This is a genomic window from Primorskyibacter marinus (genome assembly GCF_003313245.1).
Taxonomy (GTDB): domain Bacteria; phylum Pseudomonadota; class Alphaproteobacteria; order Rhodobacterales; family Rhodobacteraceae; genus Primorskyibacter; species Primorskyibacter marinus.
This window is the reverse complement of sequence record NZ_QJSD01000008.1, coordinates 15,695-35,011: the sequence shown is the minus strand read 5'-3', so window position 1 is coordinate 35,011 and position 19,317 is coordinate 15,695. Positions and strand designations below refer to the sequence as shown.

Annotated in this window: 17 protein-coding genes; 4 read left to right on the top strand and 13 right to left on the bottom strand. The window is 61.8% G+C overall.

The features are described 5' to 3' along the window. Positions 1-177 precede the first annotated feature (177 nt). A complete protein-coding gene (locus tag DMZ65_RS11520) occupies positions 178-1,377 on the bottom strand; it encodes a replication initiation protein (protein ID WP_198662679.1) in 1,200 nt (399 codons plus the stop codon). A gap of 602 nt (positions 1,378-1,979) precedes the next feature. On the opposite strand from DMZ65_RS11520, the gene DMZ65_RS11515 reads away from it, so the two are divergent. The 4 genes from DMZ65_RS11515 to DMZ65_RS11500 are packed head-to-tail and all read left to right on the top strand — an operon-like array spanning position 1,980 to position 5,075. Further along, the gene (locus DMZ65_RS11515; protein ID WP_116599045.1) at positions 1,980-3,383 is read left to right on the top strand and encodes an AAA family ATPase; all 1,404 of its coding nucleotides are present in this window, start codon (positions 1,980-1,982) and stop codon (positions 3,381-3,383) included. 1 nt (position 3,384) lies between these two features. Next, the gene (locus DMZ65_RS11510) at positions 3,385-4,476 is read left to right on the top strand and encodes a ParB/RepB/Spo0J family partition protein (RefSeq protein WP_116599044.1); all 1,092 of its coding nucleotides are present in this window, start codon (positions 3,385-3,387) and stop codon (positions 4,474-4,476) included. 57 nt (positions 4,477-4,533) lie between these two features. Beyond that, positions 4,534-4,770, top strand: coding sequence for a type II toxin-antitoxin system CcdA family antitoxin (locus DMZ65_RS11505; protein ID WP_232824974.1), 237 nt, complete (start codon positions 4,534-4,536; stop codon positions 4,768-4,770). An 11-nt stretch (positions 4,771-4,781) separates the two neighbouring features. Beyond that, entirely contained in the window at positions 4,782-5,075 is a 294-nt protein-coding gene (locus DMZ65_RS11500; RefSeq protein WP_116599043.1) for a CcdB family protein, read from the top strand. Positions 5,076-5,219: 144 nt separating this feature from the next. Here the strand turns inward: DMZ65_RS11500 and DMZ65_RS11495 are convergent, their stop codons facing one another. The 12 genes from DMZ65_RS11495 to DMZ65_RS11440 all read right to left on the bottom strand — a co-directional run bounded on the left by DMZ65_RS11495 (position 5,220) and on the right by DMZ65_RS11440 (position 19,304). Then, entirely contained in the window at positions 5,220-7,316 is a 2,097-nt protein-coding gene (locus DMZ65_RS11495; RefSeq protein ID WP_116599116.1) for an FAD-dependent oxidoreductase, read from the bottom strand. A 104-nt stretch (positions 7,317-7,420) separates the two neighbouring features. Further along, complete coding sequence (locus DMZ65_RS11490) at positions 7,421-8,434, bottom strand: LacI family DNA-binding transcriptional regulator (protein WP_116599042.1); 1,014 nt, start codon at positions 8,432-8,434, stop codon at positions 7,421-7,423. Between the two features lie 111 nt (positions 8,435-8,545). Further along, entirely contained in the window at positions 8,546-8,860 is a 315-nt protein-coding gene (locus tag DMZ65_RS11485; protein WP_116599041.1) for a Dabb family protein, read from the bottom strand. Between the two features lie 3 nt (positions 8,861-8,863). Continuing rightward, entirely contained in the window at positions 8,864-10,453 is a 1,590-nt protein-coding gene (locus DMZ65_RS11480; RefSeq protein WP_116599040.1) for a GMC family oxidoreductase, read from the bottom strand. 48 nt (positions 10,454-10,501) lie between these two features. Beyond that, on the bottom strand, positions 10,502-11,995 hold the full coding sequence (locus DMZ65_RS11475; protein WP_116599039.1) for an FAD-dependent oxidoreductase: 1,494 nt from the start codon (positions 11,993-11,995) through the stop codon (positions 10,502-10,504). Further along, a complete protein-coding gene (locus tag DMZ65_RS11470; protein ID WP_116599038.1) occupies positions 11,996-13,108 on the bottom strand; it encodes an ABC transporter ATP-binding protein in 1,113 nt (370 codons plus the stop codon). It abuts the gene before it with no gap. 4 nt (positions 13,109-13,112) lie between these two features. Beyond that, entirely contained in the window at positions 13,113-13,994 is an 882-nt protein-coding gene (locus DMZ65_RS11465; RefSeq protein ID WP_116599037.1) for a carbohydrate ABC transporter permease, read from the bottom strand. Then, positions 13,994-14,893, bottom strand: coding sequence for a carbohydrate ABC transporter permease (locus DMZ65_RS11460; RefSeq protein ID WP_116599036.1), 900 nt, complete (start codon positions 14,891-14,893; stop codon positions 13,994-13,996). Before DMZ65_RS11460 ends, DMZ65_RS11465 begins: the two co-directional genes overlap by 1 nt. 63 nt (positions 14,894-14,956) lie before the next feature. Beyond that, positions 14,957-16,207 (bottom strand): ABC transporter substrate-binding protein, encoded by a 1,251-nt coding sequence (locus tag DMZ65_RS11455; protein ID WP_116599035.1) that lies wholly within the window; start codon positions 16,205-16,207, stop codon positions 14,957-14,959. A gap of 49 nt (positions 16,208-16,256) precedes the next feature. Then, the gene (locus DMZ65_RS11450) at positions 16,257-17,087 is read right to left on the bottom strand and encodes an aldehyde dehydrogenase family protein (protein WP_198662678.1); all 831 of its coding nucleotides are present in this window, start codon (positions 17,085-17,087) and stop codon (positions 16,257-16,259) included. Continuing rightward, entirely contained in the window at positions 17,074-17,889 is an 816-nt protein-coding gene (locus tag DMZ65_RS11445; protein ID WP_025031068.1) for an AAA family ATPase, read from the bottom strand. The genes DMZ65_RS11450 and DMZ65_RS11445 overlap by 14 nt, the downstream gene beginning before the upstream one ends. 2 nt (positions 17,890-17,891) lie before the next feature. Beyond that, entirely contained in the window at positions 17,892-19,304 is a 1,413-nt protein-coding gene (locus tag DMZ65_RS11440; RefSeq protein WP_157960614.1) for a TnsB C-terminal domain-containing protein, read from the bottom strand. Positions 19,305-19,317: the final 13 nt, after the last annotated feature.

The following is a 19,317-nucleotide window of genomic DNA, read 5'->3' as shown; positions in this document are numbered from 1 at the left end:
TTGATGTCTTGCACCATTCAGGATCAGACTGGAAAAAGCACGTCAATTTTGCGTTCCCGCCCAGCATGCGGCCTTTGTGCAATCTGCTCAGTATAGATGGTTTCGAACGACTTTGCACCGCGCCCGCCCGCTTTACATTTTCGCAATCATCCAGATCATTGCTCGGACGTGCGGCGATCACTCCAGATCATCGAAAGCCCCCGGCGAAAGCTCCTCCCAAAAGGCCAGAATCGCGTCCGCATTCAGCGCCGACATCCAGCCATGGCGTTCAAAATCATCCCTCAATGACCCTTCAAGCCGCGCCAGAAAAAGCAGCTTGTCCGCATCCCTTTGGGTCGGTTTTCGGGCCGCCGCCAGATCCCTTATCCGCGCAAGCCGACGCGCGCGGGGACTGGTCGGCGGCACAGGGTTTCGCGGCGAAACCCCCTGCCCTCCCTTCTGATGCGGATTGCCGTAATCATGTTTCAGTGCCTTGGAGATGTATCCCACAGCGTTTTTCACCCCGCCTTGCCCCGCAACGTAATCCAGCTTCTGGCCGACATAGGCCTCGCCATGTTCGGCCACCCATTGCCGCGCGAGTCGGTCACTGACGCCCAATTCTCGCAGACGCGCGTAGGTCTGGCTGTTGCGGATGCCTTCTCCGTCATCGAGATCGAGGATCGCGAGCTGCGGATTCTCGGTGATCTGGAACCGGATATCCGTCACCGACCGCCCCATCTTGCGCACCTCCGGCGTGACCACGATGTTCGAGGTCTTGTTCACCTCGGCCACGGCGGGTTTGATGATCTTGGCGTTCAAATGCTTGTAGGTTTCGTAATACGGGCTGTCGGCCACCCCCATCAGGCGGCGAAACAGGTCCAGCGACCACCAGCCTGTGGAGCCGGTCCGGACGAAGCGATAACAATTTTCATACAGAGCGAGCGCATGGCCAGAGGTGAAGCGCCGCTGGATGTTGAGGTTGATCAGCGCAAAGACCTTGGGGTCGTGCAACTTTTCTGCCAATGCGGGCGAATAGGCATATTCGCAGATCCCGCCCTTCAGCTTGGCATAGGATAACAGCGCCGACACGCCCCATTCCTGCTTGCCCTCGGCGTCGAGCATATCCCACTCGGCCACCGTTTCGGCCAGTCCGCGAAGCGACGCCTTGAGCGTGTCCATGTCGTTGGAATTATACCCGATCATCAGACAAAGCGTCCGGGCGTCCATTTGATGAGAGGCCTGCGACGTCAAGGTATCGTAGGCGTTGAGCAGCAGCACATTGGACAGCTTGCGCTGCAACAGCGTCAACTTGCCGGAGACGTGGATCGCCGCCACATGCTTCTTGACCGCTCCACGGCGCAACGGGCCGCTGAGCCGATCGCGGGGAATGTCATCCATACTCACCTCGCTTGACGGCAATGCCGCCTATGCCTCATGCAGCCAAAGATGGTTGCGCTCGATCCGGATGTCTCAGACGACTCGCCTTGCCCCGGTTGCGAATATGATCCGCGAAAAGGTATCCGCCGGCAAGAGTAAACTGGGAACCTCTACCTGCTTCCTGTAGACGGGCACCTGTCCTTCGGACCCAGAGCACAAAGGTATCCATATGCAGGACGCGCTACATTTCTGGAATGACCGAGAGCAGCCCGATTCGCGCCTATGTGAGCCTATCAAGCCGAAAACCCGGCATTTCGTGTCGCTAGAGCCCGGCGTGCCCGGATAAAGGTTCCTCGCATCCCGTAGATGGGTCCCACAAGTCCCGCATCCAGCCCCCTTTCATCCCGTATACGGGCGCTGTAACGCTGCTAATTACTTGTTATAAAACGAATTATTTAAGGTCAAATATCTTAAAGAGTCTGAAAGAAACCAAACATGCCCTGCCTGCCTCGTCTCTATATAGGGTTTTTCGGAAGAGACGGGACTCAAACAGATTCACAATCGATCCGTCATGTGCCATAGTTCAGCGAATATCGCGGTAAACAGCGGACATCCGAGGCAACATGGCAAAAAAACCTGGACTGTCGGGCAAGCCCGAAATCCCCCCTTATTTCAATATTGACCCGGAGACCGCTGCTGGCAAGCTTGCAGATCCGATTGATACGGCGCGGTTCGCCAAAGCGGCGGCCTTTGCCACGCGCGGTCGGGATGATCTGGCGCGCCGGGGATATGCCCCGGACGGGGCCAAGCGGCTGCGCAAGTTTTCGACATGGGAAGTCTGCCGTTATCTGATTCCGGTAAATGCGGCGCATCTGCGGCGCGTTCTGCGCCAGAACCCGGAATTGCCACAGGGCGAAGGCGAAGGTGGGTCGAAATGGTTCACTTTGGAAGAGATCCTGCGCCTGCGCGATTTTTTTGCCAAGGAGGGCGTCAAGGATCGCGACTACCGCGCGTGGCGCCCCGAGGGTCTGCCAGCAAAGGTTGTGGCGGTGGCGAATTTCAAGGGCGGTGTCGGCAAGACCTCGACCTGTGCGCATCTGGCGATGTCGGCCGCGCTGGATGGCTACAAGGTGCTGGTGATCGATCTGGACAGCCAGGGGTCGATGACGTCGATCATGGGTGGCAAGGTCGAGGATGAATGGCAGACGGTGTTTCCACTGCTGGCGCGAGACTATGCGCTGCATCTGACCGAAGAGAATCGGGTCCGCGAGGCCGAAGGGCTGACACCTTACCAATTTGATGAGACGCTGACCGAGGCGTTAGAGGTTTCGCCACGAAACCTCGTGCAGAAAACCCATTGGCCCAACATTGATCTGATCGGCGCGCAGCTGAACCTGTATTGGGCAGAGTTTCAGGTGCCGGTCTGGCGGATGCAGATGCGATCCTGGCCATTGTGGAATTCACTGCTGAACGCGCTGGAAGAAGGCGGCATGCTGGACGAATACGATATCGTGTTGCTCGATACGCCGCCGGCGCTTGGCTATCTGACGATCAATGCGCTGACCGCCGCCGATATTTTGCTTGTGCCGCTTGGCGCCTCATTTCTGGAGTTCGATTCGACCGGGCGGTTCTTTGACATGATCTATTCGACCTTCGCTTCCATCGAGGAGGGCGAGAACCGGTTGCGACGGGCCGAGGGGCTGGACGAGGTGCGGTTCGAATGGGATGCGGTGCGGGCGATGGTGACGCGGTTCGACGCAAACCAGCAGACCGACCTTGCCAATGTGATCCAGGCCTATTTCGGCGATTTCATGACCACATACCGGCAGGAAGTGACCGCCATGGTCGGGCAGGCCGGAGAGCAGGTCTCGGGCATCTACGAGACGGATTATCGCGATTTCAACCGGGAGACCTATGTGCGGGGCCGCGAGACGTTTGACCGGACCTGGGCCGAGGTGAAGGAAGTGATCCTTGGCACCTGGTGGCGCGATCAGCAGATGGCCAAGGCCGAGCAGGAGGACAAGTGACATGGCAAAGCGACGCAAGCTGGAGACACCCTCGGCCGAGGATCTGAGCCGGATCGAAGCGGAACTGAAACTGGATACCGGGGCAGGGCGGGGGGGCGCGCCAATCGCCCAGGTGGCTGCCGAAAGCGCAGGCGCGTTTGATCCGCGCCCGGCCGAACAGCGGGCCGAGGCGGCGAAAAACCGGGTTGATGCGGAACGCCTGCGCGATGCGCAGGGGCGCGGGCTGGTCATGCTGGAAGTTCCGCTGGACGAGATCGACGCCGACGCGCTGGTGCGCGACCGGGTGGTGCTGGACGTCGAAGAGATGGAAGAGCTGAAAGCCTCGATCGCGAAGGGGGGGTTGCGGCTGCCGGTCGAACTGTTCGCGCTGCCCGACGACGCGCGGGGTTTTCGCTACGGGTTGCTGTCGGGCTATCGGCGGCTGAAGGCGTTTCGGGATCTGCACGCGCTGACGAATGAGGATGGCTATGCGCGGATCAAGGCGGTGCTGCGCGATCCCGACGCAATGGGCGGCACCTTTGCCGCGATGGTCGAAGAGAACGAAATCCGCGCCTCGCTCAGCCATTATGAACGCGGGCGCATCGCGGTGATCGCGGCTCAGCAGGGGGCGTTCGTGAATGCCGAAGAGGCGGTGAACGCGCTCTTCCCGATGGCGTCGAAAGGCAAGCGGTCGAAGATCCGGTCCTTCGCGCTGATCTTCGAAGAGCTGGGCGATATGCTGACCTTCCCCGATCTCATCAAGGAGAAGGACGGGCTGAAGATTGCCGCGGCGCTGCGCGAGGGCGGTGAGGCGAAGCTGCGCGAGGCGCTGGCTGAACGGGTGCCGGATAGTCCGGCGGAAGAGGCTGATCTGATCGCCGCAGCGTTGGACGGGTTCGAGCGCAAGGAAAATCCTAGGAGGGGCGGGCGGCCTCGGAAGGCGCAGACAAGGACGGCAGCCAGGACGCTGGGGTCGGGCATCTCATTGCGGGCCGAACAGGACGGGGCGGGGTGGTTCATCCGGATCGGGGGGAAGCATGTCGACGGGGAACTGGTCGAGGTCGCCATGGCAGAGCTGGAACGGTTGCTTGATACGCCGGATCGGCGGGGCTGATGGGGATGGCTTGTCAGGTGGGTCTGTGCGGATGTATACTCCTGATATAGGCGTATGATGCGTGAGGGTGATATGGGCCGTATCAAGGTGAATCTGACATTGGATGCCGAGGTCGCGGAAACGGCGCGGGCGCTTGGCCTGAACATGTCGCGGCTTGCCGAGGGTGCGATCCTTGAGGCCGCGAAGGTGGAACGCAACCGCCTGTGGCGCGAGGAAAACCGGGCCGCGATTGACGCTTATGCCGAGGAAGTGGCCCAGAACGGCTTGCCTCTGGCGCAGTTCAGAAGCTTTTAGGGCCGCGGCCGGTGGCGCAGTTCGATGTTTACCGCCTCAGCTCAGGCCAGCTTGTCGTGGATTTGCAGACCGATCTGATCGGGATCGAGGCGTCCCGTATCGTGGCACCTTTGCGCGAAGAGGGCCGGTATGCCGCGTTCCCGGTATTGACGCCAAAGGTGGTGATTGACGGCACAAGGTGGATCGTCCGGGTGCAAGAGCTTGCCGCCGTTCCGGGGGCCGAATTGCGCGCGCGGGTCGGGTCTTTGGCGGAAGATCGCGACGCGCTCAAGCGGGCGCTGGATGTTCTGATCGACGGGGTCTGAGCGAGGGTGACCGGTCAGCTATTCCTGCGGCTTTGCAACCCTCACTCACATGTTCCGCGCGCGCAACAGGAGGCCGGGGGCTGACACGTTGAGGCAAGGCGGACCAGCGCGAGCCATTGGACACCGCCATAGCCTTCGTGACCGTCAGTGCTTTGCGTTCGGGGCTGCGGATAGATCGTAGATTGCCTTGGTCAGCCAAGCGGGCCAGTCGCGTTCGAAAAAGGCTTTGGCGGTGTCGTCGAAAACCCGGTTTGGCCGGGTCGAGACGCCGATGCCCTCCTTGGTCAAACGCACGAGGATCTGCTGTTCCCCGTCTACGGCCCTTTCACTGCGAAAGCGAAACTCCTCCAATGACACCGCGCGTGTGTCGGGCAAAGCATCGCCGTGAGCATCGCAGATCGCGCGCGCGCCCCGGCTGCCGCCGCCCTTGCGGATATAGTGGTCGAGCGCCGCAAGGACCGCCTGCGAGGCCAGCGCCATTTGTTGCCATTGCAGGGCACGGGCAATCTCGGCGGGCCGGTCATAGGCCAGACCGTTTTGCCGAATATCGGCGCAGAGGGCCGCGGCGGCCTTCAGTGCTGTGCTGACCTGATCGGGGGTGCAGATGATGCCTGCGTGATCGCTCATCCTTGCCTGAACGTCGTCGCGAACGCGGCGATAGGGCAGGGGGCTGTCGGGTTTCAGGATCGCGGCGATCCGGTCCAGCGCATCCGTCACCGCATCGGTGATGTTGTGGGTCGCCGGGTGCGCCGCGCATCCGGTGGCGGCGATATGTTCGGCCGTGCGGGTGCCAAAGACCTGACCTGCGTTGAGTGCCGCACCGCCCGGACGGGTGGCACCGTGCGTGCCTGCGGCCTCGCCAATCGCGTAGATACCGCCGACCGAGCTGCGGCCCCAGATGTCAACGGCAATGCCGCCATTCATATGCTGGTTGTTGACGGCAAATTCCAGCGGATCGGCAGCAATATCAACCTTGTAACGGCGGTAAAGCTCTATCGCGAGGGGGTTCATGTGGCGCAGCCGGTCAATGGGCTGGTCCTGCACCGCGCCTGCCGTGCCCAGATAGGTGCTGACATCCTTGTCCAGCCGGGTCAGGCTGAAGGGCTGATCGCCGGGCACGGGCAGCGGATTGCGGTTGAAATCCATGAAGACGCGCCGCCCCTTCTGGCCCTCGCGAAAGATGGCAAGGTCAACAAGGCTGGATTTGAAATCCAGCATCCGGCTGGCGTGGAACGGCCATTGATAGCCTTTGCGAAAGATGTTCGAGGCCATTTCCTGCGTGGTTCGGAAATAGTCGCCCAGGAAATGATGTTCCTCGCCCGTATCGTCGACGGAATAGATATGCGGCATGGACTGGACATATGTGCCCGAAAGGTTCCACGGGAAGCCTTCGCGCCTTGTGCCGATGCCGAACTGGCTTTCGGTGAGGTTGACCAGATCCAGACCGGCCTCCAGCGCCAGGCCCAGCGATCCGAAACACCCGTTGGGAAAGACGCTGTCGCGGTAAAGCTCTCCGGGGCCGCCTGCTGCCAGAACCAGCGCGGCGCAGCGAAAGGCGACAAGGCCCAGCGGGTTGTCGGGGGTCCGGGATCTGGGCTGGACCGCAAGGATGCCGACAACATGGCGGGCAGGACCGTCGCCTTGGGTCAGAACCCGGACGGCGGTTGTCTGATTGAAGAAGGCAATGCCAAGGCGGATCGCCTCGCGCGCCAACACCTGCACCATCAGCCGCGATGTGCGCGGCCCGCAACTGGTCGCGCGGCCCACCTCGTCATGGTCGGTCTTGTAGCGCAGCGTGCCGCCAAGCGCGTCTTGTGGCAGCGGCAGGCCCAGAAATTGCAGCGATGCCATCGCACGGGGAGAGCCTGTCGCCTCGATATAGGCGGTGTCTTCGTCCATCGCGCCGCCCGCGCGGATCGCCCGTGCCATGGCGGTGAAATTGTCGCCCTGATCCGAGGTATTGGCGGTGTGCAACGTCTGCTTGTCCGAGCCGGAACAGGCGGATGTGCCGCCCCAGGCGCTTTGGCTGATGATCGTGACATCGCCGTCCCGGCGCGCCAGTTCAACCGCGGCGCGCAGGCCAGCGGCACCGCTGCCGACGACGACACAGCCGCAATTGCGGATCGGGATCGTGTGTTCCCCAAGCCCGAGGGTTTCGGCAATCTGCGGGGCAGGGGGCAGGCGCGGCATCTCCACATCGGTCAGCGCGTCAAGAATGTCTTGGGGGATACGGTTGGTCACTGGGGCAATCCGATCGGCTTCTTGGAACGTTCCAATCATCGATACACGGCGCGCGGTTTTGCGTCAACCGGGTCGGCATCGCGGCGCTAAGCTGCGCCTTGGCGTCATGCGTTGGGGTCGCTGGAGGCGCGGACCACCAGATTGACCGGGGTGCGAGTCTCGGGCGGGGGTGTCTTGCCGTCCTCAAGCCAATCGACAACGGTTCTGGCGGCCTGCTGGCCAATTGCCGCAATGTCGCACCGTACCGAGCTGAGCGCCGGGAAGGTCTGGGCAACCTCTTCGATATCGTCAATGCCGACGATGCGAAAATCCGTGCCGACGTTACGCCCGATTTCATAGCAGCCCGACAGCATCCCCAAGGCCACCAGATCGTTGAAGCACAGCGCGGCATCCACGGTCGGGTGCTGGCTTGCCAGCGTCTTGGCGGCGTCTCTGCCGAAGGCGCGCACCGAGCGTCCGGTCAGCACGCAGGGCGGCATGTCATGTTCGCGCAGCACGTCGAGATAGCCGACCTTGCGCTCTTCGGTGACTGTGCGGCCTTCGGGACCGCCGACAAAGGCAATGCGGCGCGCGCCCATCCCGATCAGGTGTTCGGTCGCGGCACGGCTGCCCGCGATATAATCCGGGGCGGAAAGCGGGAACAGGTCAAACCGTTCGTCCACCCAACGCAGCATTTGCAGGGCAGGGATGCCCGCGCGGGCAATCGCATCGAAGGTGGAGGACGGGCCATAGGTGGGGCAGAGGATCAGAGCCGAGACCCCGTGTTCGATCATCGCGCTGACGACCTGTTCCTGCAATTCGGGCTTTTCATCGGTATTGGCCACGACGGCGGAATAGCCACGCTCTGACAGGGCCATCTGGAGCGAGGTGGCGAATTCGGTGAAGAACGGGTTGCGCAGGTCATTGATGACCAGCCCGATCAGCCCCGCATTCGACGAGCGCATATTGGCGGCGGACCGGTTGTAGACATAGCCGATCTGGGCCATCGCGGCGCGCACCTGTTGGCGGGTTTCCTCGCGGACCGAGGGGCTGTTCTGCAAGACCAGACTGACCGTGGATTTGGACACCCCGGCCTGTTTGGCAACGTCGATGATGGTGGGGCGGCGGGTGACAGTCATGGTGGTTGGTTCCCGTAAAGCCCGCCGCCCACCGTTGGGCCCGCCCGGTCAGACGCGCCGGGCCTTTGCGGCCCGGTCACATTGCCCGATGCGCCGCCCGGCTGCAATTCCTTAGTCCGTGACGGGCAGGTCAAAGCACAGGATGCCGTCCTTGCCCTGATCCGCATGCTCGGTCAGCTTTGCGCCGATGGCCTGATGGTCGGGGTGATCCTGATAGGCCTGAAGCGCGTCCCAGTCCCGGAAATCCGCGACAAAGCCGTGCATGTAGCCGCGCTCCATCTGTTCGGGGCTTTCGCTGCGCCCCGAGGTGATGCCCAGCAGACCGGGCAGCCTGCCTTCGATCTGGTGAAGCTCTGCAAAAAGCGCGTCGATCTTGGCTTCGGTCACGTCAGGGCGGAACCGGATCAATACGATATGTCGGATCATCTTCTATCCCATTCCATTGTCGGATTTTATCATGTCGGCGGCCTTTTCACCGATCATTATGGCGGCGGCGTTGGTGTTGGACGAAATCACCGTCGGCATGATCGAATTGTCGACCACGCGCAGGCCGTCTATCCCGTTAAAGCGCAGCCGCGTATCCACCACGGCGGCGTCATCCGGCCCCATCCGGCAGGTGCCCGCGCAATGGTGCGAGGTCTTGGCGTGACGGCAGATGAAATCGAAATAATCCTTGTCGGTCTTCACGTCCGGGCCCGGCAGACGCTCGGCCAGAATATATTTGCCAAGCGGCGACTGTGAGAGGATCTCTTGCGTCAGCTTCAGCCCCCGGATCGACATGTCGCGGTCCAGCGGATCTTGCAGGTAGTTGGGGTCGATCAGCGGGGCCTTGGCCGGGTCGGCGCTTTGCAGCCTTACGGTTCCGCGCGAGCGTGGGCGCAGGTAGCAGGAATTCAACGTGATCCCGCCCTGCGGCATGGCCGCGACGCCGTGTTCAATGCCGGTGCCCAGCCCGAGGTGGAACTGAATATCCGGCGACCGCGCGCTGGGGTCGGCATACCAGAAGCCGCCGGTTTCAAACAGGGACGAGGCCACCGGCCCCTTGCGCCCAAACAGATATTGCAGCCCGGCAAGGGCCGCCCATTGCGGCCTGGCATAGCGGTCATAGCTATACGGCCCGCGAAGTTCGCTGATGCAATAGAGGTCCAGATGATCCTGTAGGTTGGCCCCGATCTGCGGCTGATCCTGCACCATGTCGATCCCCAGCGACGCCAGATGATCCGCCGGACCGATCCCCGAAAGCTGCAACAGGCGCGGCGAGCCGATGGCCCCGGAGGACAGGATCACCTCGGCATTTGCGGTCAGGCGCGTGCCGTCGGCCATTTCAACGCCGGTGGCGCGGCCCTTTTCGACGATCAGGCGGCGGACCTGCGCACCCAGCTTCACAGTCAGGTTCGCACGGTGGCGATTCGGCGCGACATAGGCCATCGCCGCCGAGGACCGGCGCGCATTGCGTTGCGTCAGTTGGTAGTAACAGACCCCGTCCTGTTTTTCGCCATTGATGTCCCTGTTGCGCGGAATACCAAGCTGCGCGGCGGCCTCGAAATAAGCCTCGCAGACGGGCAGGGGGGCGCGTGGTTCGCTGACCCCCAAAGGGCCGCCCTTGCCGTGAAAGGCGTTGTCATAGGTCTCGTTGTCCTCGGCCTTGCGGAAATAGGGCAGCACGTCGTCGTACCCCCAGCCGGTACAACCCATCTGCCGCCAGTCATCGTAATCCTGCGCATTGCCGCGCGTGTAGATCTGGGCGTTGATCGCCGATCCGCCACCGATCACCTTGGCCTGCGTGTAGCGAAACACCTTGTCCTGCATGTGGCGCTGGGGAACCGTCTCCCAGCCCCAACTGCCGATGCCCTTGGTCATCTTCGCAAACCCGGCGGGCAGGTGGTAGAACGGGTGGCGGTCGCTTCCGCCCGCTTCCAGCAGCAGCACCTGCGCCGAGGGGTCTTCGGACAGTCGGCCCGCCAGGACGGACCCGGCAGAGCCGCCACCGATGATGATGAAATCGTAGCCTTTGGGCATGTGTCTTTTCCAAAAGAGAGGGCGGCGGGTCGGGCAGGGGCCTCGGTCTTACGCCGCGAGGTCGGTTTGTGTGATATGCTCTGCCGCGCGGATCGCGAGGGCGGCGATGGTCAGCGCAGGGTTGACCGCGCCCGAGGTAGGCAGGATCGACGCGTCCATGACGAACAGGTTGGCGTGGTCATGGCTGCGCCCGAAACTGTCGGTGACGCTGGTGGCCGGATCATCGCCCATCCGCGCGGTGCCGCATTGATGCGACGGCGTGCGCCGGTCAAAGGGGCGCGAGACGACAACCGGATAGCCCGCCTTGCGCAACAGGCGTTTGATCTTGCGCACCAGCGCGCGGTGGGTGTCCTGGTTCGAGCGTTTCCAATCCAGCACGATCTGGCCGTTTTTCAGGCTGACACGGCTGTCGGGGTCTGGCAGATCCTCGGACACGGCATAGAGATCGACGGACCGTTTTGCGATCCAGTTCGCCAGAACGGCTGGCAGAGCAGAGGAGGCGCGCAGGATCGGACCCGAGATCTTGCCCAGTAGCTGGACATTGCCAAGCGGTTCGCCACCCGGCCCGCCCGTCAGGTAGAAATCGTTTACCATCAGTGTCTTCTGGTAGATGGACGGATTGGTGCGGAACGGATGCAGGGCCAGAATGGCCGAACTGTTATGGTTCATGAAATTGCGTCCGACCTGATCCGAGGAATTGGCCAGACCCGTTGGATGCGCCTCATTCGCCGAGGCCAGCAAGAGGGCCGCGCTTTGCACCGCACCTGCGGCAAGGACAACGATCCCGGCAGAGATCACCTGACCGGAGGCAAGCGCGACGCCTGTCACCCGGCCCTCTGGTCCGACATGCACGCGGCTGACCCGGCTGTTGGTGCGCAGCGACACGTTTTCATGCGCCAGCGCTGCCGCCAGCCCGCCGGTTTCGGCGTCCAGCTTGCCGCCCGAGGTGTTGGGATAAGCGTCCCAGGGCGTGCTGGCCCGCGACAGCCAGCGGTCAAGATCGACGCCAAGCGGAAGGGGTGCGGGATGCAACCCGACCGATGTCAGCCTGTTCCGCAGGTCGGCAATGGCCGGTTCGTCCGGGACCGGGCCGAAGGGGTAGGCGGTGGAATGCGCAGGCTCGGACGGGTCGCAGCCGGTCTGGCCGCGCACCGCGTAAAGCTGTTCTGCCTTGCCGTAATAGGGTTCAAGGTCGTCATAGGCGATCGGCCAGCCCGGCGTGGTGCCGCCGATATGGCGCAGCGGACTGAAATCCTCGGCGCGGTAGCGCAGCAGCACCGCGCCGTAGAATTTGGAATTGCCGCCGACATAGTAGTAATTGCCGGGATTGAACGGGGTGCCAGCGCCGTCCAGCCATTGTTCGTCCGGGCGATAGTGCCCCTTGGCAAAGATCGCCTCGGCATCGCGGTCATGGGCAGAGGGGCGCAGGTGATCGCCGCGTTCCAGAATGACGATACGGCGGCCGGTCGGCGCAAGCGCGGCCGCAAGCGTCGCCCCGCCCATGCCGGAGCCGACAATCACGATGTCTGCCGTATCACGCATTCACGACACGCGTTTTTCGGTTTCGGGATCGAAGGCCACGGCCTTTTCCATGTTGATTGCAAAGGGGAAGGTCTGACCGGGATGCACATCCACATCGGCGCGGAACCGGCCCGTCACCTCCTTACCGCCCATCTGGGTGCCGACGAACGTGTCGGACCCGGCCGGTTCGGTGATGTCGACATGGGCCTCGATGACATGCACCGACTGGCTGTTGCGGTCGGCACCGTCGCGGTCGGTGATCGCCTCGGGGCGCAGGCCCAGCACGATTTCGCGGCCGTCGTGACGCTCGAACCCGCGCGCGTCGGGGAAGGGCAGGGTGGCGTCCTGGCCATCGGCCAGCTTCGCCTTGGCCACGGCCTTGCCATTCTCGACGGCGATGCGGGCCGGAAACAGGTTCATCGAGGGCGAGCCCATGAAACCCGCGACGAACATGTTGGCGGGGTTGTCATAGACCTCTTTCGGGGTGCCAAGCTGCTGGACATGGCCGCCGAACATCACCGCGATGCGGGTCGAGAGGGTCAGCGCCTCGATCTGGTCATGGGTGACGTAGACGATGGTGGTTTTCAGCTTCTGGTGCAATTTCTTGATCTCGGTGCGCATGTCCACGCGCAGCTTGGCATCGAGGTTGGACAGCGGTTCGTCGAACAGGAACACATCCGGATCGCGCACCAGCGCCCGGCCCATGGCGACACGTTGGCGTTGGCCGCCAGACAACTGACCGGGCTTGCGATCCAGCAGGTGTTTGATCTGCAAGAGATCGGCCACCTTGTTCATCGCCGTGTCACGCTCTGGTTTGGGGACGCCGTGCATTTCCAGACCGAAAACGATGTTCTGCCCGACATTCATGTTGGGGTAGAGCGCATAGGACTGGAACACCATCGCGATATTGCGATCCGCCGGGCGCACCCCGGCCATCGACTGGCCCTTGATGGCAATGTCGCCGGTGGTGATCTCCTCCAGCCCGGCAATCATGTTCAAAAGCGTGGACTTGCCGCAGCCCGAAGGGCCGACCAGCACCAGAAATTCGCCTTCTTCGATCGAGATGTCTGTCTCATGCAGCACCTTGACCGCCCCATAGGATTTGGTCGCGTTCTTGATATCGAGAAAACCCATCGGATTATCCTTTCACAGATCCGGCCATCAGCCCGCGAACGAAGTAGCGGCCGGCGACGATATAGACGAGGAGGGTGGGCAGGGCGGCCATGATGGCGCCCGCGAAATGCACGTTGTATTCCTTCACACCCGTCGAGGATTGCACGAGATTGTTCAGCGCCACGGTCATCGGCTGGCTGTCGAAATCCGAGAACGAGGCCCCGAACAGGAAGTCGTTCCAGATATTCGTGAATTGCCAGATGACGCAGACCACGGCGATCGGCCCGGATGAGGGCAGCATGATGCGCCGGAAAATGGTGAAGAACCCCGCGCCGTCGATCATTGCCGCGCGCACAAGTTCGGTCGGGAACTGTTGGTAGTAATTGCGGAAATAGAGCGTCGAAAAGCCGATACCGTAGACGAGGTGGACAAAGACCAGCCCCGGCACGGTGCCCGCCAACCCGACGATCCCCAGCATCCGCGCCATCGGGATCAGCACCATCTGGAACGGGATGAAGCAGCCGAACAGCAGCAGCCCGAAGATGATCGTGTCGCCGCGGAACCGCCATTTGGTCAGCACATAGCCATTGAGCGCGCCCAGCACGGTCGAAATCGCAACTGCCGGGACCACCATGACGATGGAGTTCCAGAAAAACGGGCGCAGGCCGGTGGCCTCTACCCCGATCTGTGCGGTGGACCAGGCGCTGGCCCAGGGGGCGATGGTCCAGACGTCGGGCAGGGACATCATGCCGCCGGCCTGAATTTCGCTGAGCGGTTTCAGCGAGTTGACCACCATCACATAGAGCGGCAGCAGGTAGTAGAGGCAGAACAGCGCCAGAAGCGTGTAGATGACAAAGCGGGATCCGGCGCCGGTGCGGACCACGGTTGCGGTTGCATTGCTGGACATCACGACTTCTCCCGCAGTTCGGAGTAGATGTAGGGCACCATGATCGCGGCAATCGCCATCAGCATGATCGTGGCCGAGGCCGCACCGATGCCCATCTGGTTGCGTGTGAACGTGTAGGAATACATGAAGGTGGCAGGGACTTCGGTGGAGGTGCCCGGCCCGCCGCCGGTCAGCGCGATGACAAGGTCGTAGGACTTGATCGCCATATGCGCCAGAACCACGAAGGCCGACATGAAGGCGGGACGCAGTTGTGGGATGACGATCCGGCGGTAAAGCGCGATGTTCGACGCGCCGTCGATCTGGGCGGCCTTCAGCACCTCATTGTCGATGCCGCGCAGACCCGCCAGAAACATCGCCATGACAAAGCCGCTGGTTTGCCAGACCGCCGCGATGACGATGGTATAGATCGCCATGTCGCCATCCTTGATCCAGTCGAAGGTGAAGCTTTCCCAGCCCCAACTGCGGATGACCGCCTGCAACCCGATCCCCGGATCAAGGAACCACTTCCACGCGGTGCCGGTGACGATGAACGACAGCGCCATCGGGTAAAGGTAGACGGTGCGGATGAACCCTTCTGCGCGGATCTTCTGATCCAGCAGGATCGCCAAAGCCAGCCCCAGTGCGCAGCAGATCACGATATACAGAGACCCGAAAATCAGCAGGTTGGTGATCGCCGTGTCCCAGGCGCGGATGCGGAACAGTTTGGAATAGTTTTCCCAGCCCACAAGATCGAAGGAGGGAAGGATGCGGCTGTCGGTGAAGGACAGATAGAAGGTGAAGATAATGAAGCCGTAGACGAAAATCAGAACCATCGCCAGACTTGGACTGAGAACCAGTTTCGGCAACGCTTCACGCAGCCAGTCATTGCCGCCGCGGCGACTTTGGGCACCTTGCGCCATGGTACGTCTCCAGTTTGGTGGGGTGGGAAAGCGCAGCATGGCGCTTTCCCGCAGGTGCCTTGATTACTTCGAGATATCGACGGCTGTGACCAGCTCCTCCACCGCTGTTGCGGAGTCGAATTCGCCGTTGAAATGCGCGGTAATCACGTCATACATGGCGTTCTTGACCGAGGCCGGGTTGGCATGGCCGTGCCCCATGGACCCAAGAAGGTTGCCGCTGGCATCGGCGGCCTTGAAATCCTCGTATGCGCGCTGGCCGCAGGCATCGAGTTCGCTTGCATCCAGATCGGTCCGCGCGGGAACAGAGCCTTTCACCTTGTTGAAGGCGATCTGAAATTCCGGCGACATGATGGCATTGGCCAATGCGGCCTGTTCGTCCGAGACACCTTCGCCCTGCGAGAACATGGCGAATTGGTCAGAGTTGAAGGTTACCTGATCCTGGCTGCCGGGGAAACGGAAGCAGAGGAAATCCTCGCCCGGCACCTTGCCTGCATTCAGGAATTCGCCCTTGGCCCAGTCGCCCATCAACTGGAACGCCGCTTCCTTGTTGATCACCATGGCGGTGGCAAGGTTCCAGTCGCGGCCCGAGAAGTTGTCATCGACAAAGCCGCGCAGCGTGGCCATGCGGTCGAAGACCTCTTTCATCTGATCGGAACCCAGCGCCTCTGCGTCGAGGTCGATCATCGAGGCCTGATAGAATTCAGGCCCGCCGACAGCCAGCACGACGCCGTCAAAGAATGTGGCTTCCTGCCAGGCCTGACCCCCATGCGCGAGCGCCACATACCCGGCATCCTTGGCCGCCTGAAGGGCCGCGACAAACTCGTCCCATGTTTGCGGTTCTTCCAGGCCAAGTTCGTCCATGATGGCCTTGTTGGCCCAGACCCAGTTGGTGGAATGCACGTTCACCGGGGCCGCGACCCACTGGCCCTCATAGGTCGAGAATTTCTGAAGCGCGGCGGGCACCACCTCGTTCCATCCGCCCTCTTCGGCAATGTCGTTGAGGTTGGCAAGCGCGCCTTCCTTGGCCCAGTCGGTGATGTCGAAACCCAGCATCTGCACGGCCGTGGGCGGGTTGCCAGAGGTGACGCGCGCGCGCAGCACCGTCATCGCCTGCGTGCCGCCGCCACCGGCCACGGGCATGTCCTGCCAGCCGATATCCTGACCCGACAGGTCTTCTTTCAGCACGTTCAGCGCCGAGGCTTCGCCGCCGGATGTCCACCAGTGCAGCACCTCGACATCCGCCGCCTGAGCCATCCCGGCCGTCGCCAGAAACGCGGCGGCAAGTGCCGTTTTTCCACCAAAGTATCTATGCATTAGGTATCCTCCCATATTCATTCGTTTGCTGACGGCCGCCGTGGCGGCGTCAGGTCGTCTTCACCCAAGGTGCCCTGCTGCGTCCGATGCGCATGACCAGTGATTTCACCTCAAGGAATTCTTCAAATCCGTAACGTCCGATCTCTCTCCCTTGTCCCGACTCCTTCATTCCGCCGAACGCAATTTCAGGAAATCCGTCCATCCATGTGTTGGTCCAGACCGTTCCCGCCTGCGCTTTGCGGGCAAAGGCAAGACAGGTGTGGACATTCTCGCTCCAGACGCCCGCAGACAAACCGTAGGTCGAGTCATTTGTCAGGGCAACAGCTTCGTCGAAATCGCGGAATGTCAGGACCGTCAGGACGGGGCCAAAGACCTCGTCGCGGGCAATTGCCATGTCGGGCGTCACGCCGCGCAGAACGGTGGGCTGATAGAATTGATCGCCCAGCCCCGGCACAGTCAGCGTGCTGCCGCCAAGACAAACCTCGGCCCCCGCATCGGCCGCATCCTTGACGTAGCCGTCGATCTTGGCCTGGTGATCGGCGGTCACGATGGCACCGACCTGGGTGTCGGGGTGCATCGGGTTGCCGAACACCACCTTGCGCGACAGGGCGACGACGCGGGCGATGAAATCATCGGCGATGTCTTCATGCACGATGATCCGGCTGGATGAATTGCAGCATTGGCCGACGTTGAAATACACGCCGAAGGTCACGGCATCGGCGGCAGAGTCCAGATCGGCATCGGCAAAGATCACCTGCGGGTTCTTGCCGCCAAGCTCCAGCGCGACTTTCTTGAGCGTTTCGCCCGCCGATTTGGTGATCGTCTTGCTGTGATCCCCAGCGTTATCTGGCGGTGTTCCTTCAGCGCTAAGTGGCGCCAATTACCAGCGTGGAGCGTGCGGCCTCGACGACGTCGTCAGTAACGAGTGATAGCTCGTTGATCTTTAGGATGCGTTCTATTTGGACAAAGAGGCGATGCAGCAGCCGGAAGTTCCCGCCGGTGATGCGGGCAATGGATGCGATCGCTTGGTGATCAGTAAAGTCGGCGGCGTCCAGTTGCAGGCCGAGTTTTCGCCAGTGGCGGGTGAGGACGAAGGTCAGTTCATCCCCCTTCAGCGCGCGATAGTGGTGTGCGAAGCCGATCCGGCTGTAGAGCTGCGGATAGCGTTCCAGTTTTCGTTCCAGGCCGGGCATTCCGATCAGGATAACGCCGATACCGGTCCGGTCGAAGATATCGCGCACATGTTCAAGACTTTGCGTCGAAAGTCGTTCGGCCTCATCGACTACCAGAACTTCTATAGACCCTTGAGCATGGCGTTCCGGAATAACCATGCTCGGATTGAGCGCCAGATCGATGGAACCTTCTGCGCGGGTTATAAGACGGCGTAAATCTTCCCGAACCTCCCGAACCGGGCCGCCGACTGTCGGTGTGTAGAAAACTGTGCGTGACTTGGCCAATGCCTCATAGGCGATGGCGTCCGATGCGTCGCGTGGCCCCCACTCCGTCAGGAGCGCTTCGGCCTTGTCCCACCGGGCGAAACGCCGCGCCGACATCGTTTTTCCGACACCAGCCGTGCCGAAGCAGATTCCGATATACCGGTGTTTCTGCACCGCAGCTGCGAACTCGACAAAGCGGCGATGCTCTTTCGTGGCGATGAATGTGCCATTGCGCTGTCCCGTCATTGTCAATCATCAGACTGATAGGTTCGGAGTTTCGACTTGCGTTGCGGTCGAGGCGCGGTCTCGGTCGTCCTGCGGGCTGTTCCCTCCGGGAAATATTCCGCAACGACGCCGACCCGTTCATTAACCTGCTGGCGCAGGGCCCGCCGCTGCGCCGCACGGGCTGTCTGTATGTCTTTCAGCGTGATCGTCTCATGGGCATGTTTCGGGCTGATGGCGCGGCACAGGAAGCGGTTCTTGTGGAAGACGCGGATCTCACCAAGGTCGCGCGGATCATATCGGATCGTGACGCTTTCGCCGACATAGGGAGCAAGGATCGTGCTCATGAAGCGCAGCCCTTGAAAATGCACACCGTCGCGGCGCACGAGCCGAGGCTTTGCGACCATGACGAGTAACAGGTCGAGGTCGTCAATAGTGTTGGGCATTTGAGGAAGCCAACCGTCGGCGCACCACGACGTCAGCGGCGGCAGCCCCGTTTCGCGATGAGTGCGAGAATTGTAGGTCTCCGTGATCCACGCGCCGATGACGGCATTGAGATCGGCCAGCGACAGTTTCGGCGATGTTGCTGGTTTCCCGTTCACGACGTTGCCGGAGAGCTCCGGAAGCAGTTCGGTGTTCAATGTGCCGAAAAAACGCTCAATTTTTCCGCGCCCCTGCGGTCGCGCTACGGCGGAATGGATGATCTGGAACCGCAGGCTGGCAGCTGCCTGTTCGAGATGTTCTGATGTGAAGTCGCTCCCGTGATCGACATAGAGAATTTCTGGAATCCCGCAGATCGGCCAGTCCGGATTCAGCTTGCGCCAGATGGCCTGTCGAAGCGCCAAGGACGTTTGCAGAGCCGACGGTGCGCCGAGAAATACTAGGTATCCAGCGATTGCGCGGGAATAGTCGTCCATAATCGCAGTCAGCCAAGGCCGCACCGATTTTCCGTTCGCGTCGATGATCAATATATCCAGCATCGTATGATCCGCTTGCCAGAGCGCATTCGGTGCGCTCGCTCTGTGTCGGTGGATCAGCTCGAAGCGGTCTCGATAGGCGCACGCCCCATCCTGCGCTAGCGTGACCATCGCAGGACCGAGTGCCTGTACGATGGAATGAACGGTGCCATAGGATGGAACTGACCAATCCCTGCTTTTGGCAACAGTTTCAGCGCGTCGATAGATTGCGGCACAGGACAGCCGGGGCTTGCGAAGCGCGAGCCCCTCGATCAAAGTGATCAGTGGCCCGGGTAGCTTGCGAGTGCCGCGATCAGATCGCGCTCTGACCTTCAATCCGTCCAGACCTTCCAGCCTGTATCGCGACAACCAGCGTTGCGCCGTCCGGATCGGCACATCGGCCGCGCGGGCGGCAGTGGTCAGAGAAACGCCCTCTTCCAGATGGGGTCGCAGAGCGGCGAACCGGCGCATCGCTTCGTCCATTCTGCATCTCCAA

Bases quoted from the DNA above. Each gene is read 5' to 3' on its own strand.
- DMZ65_RS11520 (WP_198662679.1), bottom strand. From the start codon at position 1,377: ATGGATGACATTCCCCGCGATCGGCTCAGCGGCCCGTTGCGCCGTGGA.
- DMZ65_RS11515 (WP_116599045.1), top strand. From the start codon at position 1,980: ATGGCAAAAAAACCTGGACTGTCGGGCAAGCCCGAAATCCCCCCTTAT.
- DMZ65_RS11510 (WP_116599044.1), top strand. From the start codon at position 3,385: ATGGCAAAGCGACGCAAGCTGGAGACACCCTCGGCCGAGGATCTGAGC.
- DMZ65_RS11505 (WP_232824974.1), top strand. From the start codon at position 4,534: ATGCGTGAGGGTGATATGGGCCGTATCAAGGTGAATCTGACATTGGAT.
- DMZ65_RS11490 (WP_116599042.1), bottom strand. From the start codon at position 8,434: ATGACTGTCACCCGCCGCCCCACCATCATCGACGTTGCCAAACAGGCC.
- DMZ65_RS11485 (WP_116599041.1), bottom strand. From the start codon at position 8,860: ATGATCCGACATATCGTATTGATCCGGTTCCGCCCTGACGTGACCGAA.
- DMZ65_RS11480 (WP_116599040.1), bottom strand. From the start codon at position 10,453: ATGCCCAAAGGCTACGATTTCATCATCATCGGTGGCGGCTCTGCCGGG.
- DMZ65_RS11475 (WP_116599039.1), bottom strand. From the start codon at position 11,995: ATGCGTGATACGGCAGACATCGTGATTGTCGGCTCCGGCATGGGCGGG.
- DMZ65_RS11470 (WP_116599038.1), bottom strand. From the start codon at position 13,108: ATGGGTTTTCTCGATATCAAGAACGCGACCAAATCCTATGGGGCGGTC.
- DMZ65_RS11465 (WP_116599037.1), bottom strand. From the start codon at position 13,994: ATGTCCAGCAATGCAACCGCAACCGTGGTCCGCACCGGCGCCGGATCC.
- DMZ65_RS11460 (WP_116599036.1), bottom strand. From the start codon at position 14,893: ATGGCGCAAGGTGCCCAAAGTCGCCGCGGCGGCAATGACTGGCTGCGT.
- DMZ65_RS11455 (WP_116599035.1), bottom strand. From the start codon at position 16,207: ATGCATAGATACTTTGGTGGAAAAACGGCACTTGCCGCCGCGTTTCTG.
- DMZ65_RS11445 (WP_025031068.1), bottom strand. From the start codon at position 17,889: ATGACGGGACAGCGCAATGGCACATTCATCGCCACGAAAGAGCATCGC.
- DMZ65_RS11440 (WP_157960614.1), bottom strand. From the start codon at position 19,304: ATGGACGAAGCGATGCGCCGGTTCGCCGCTCTGCGACCCCATCTGGAA.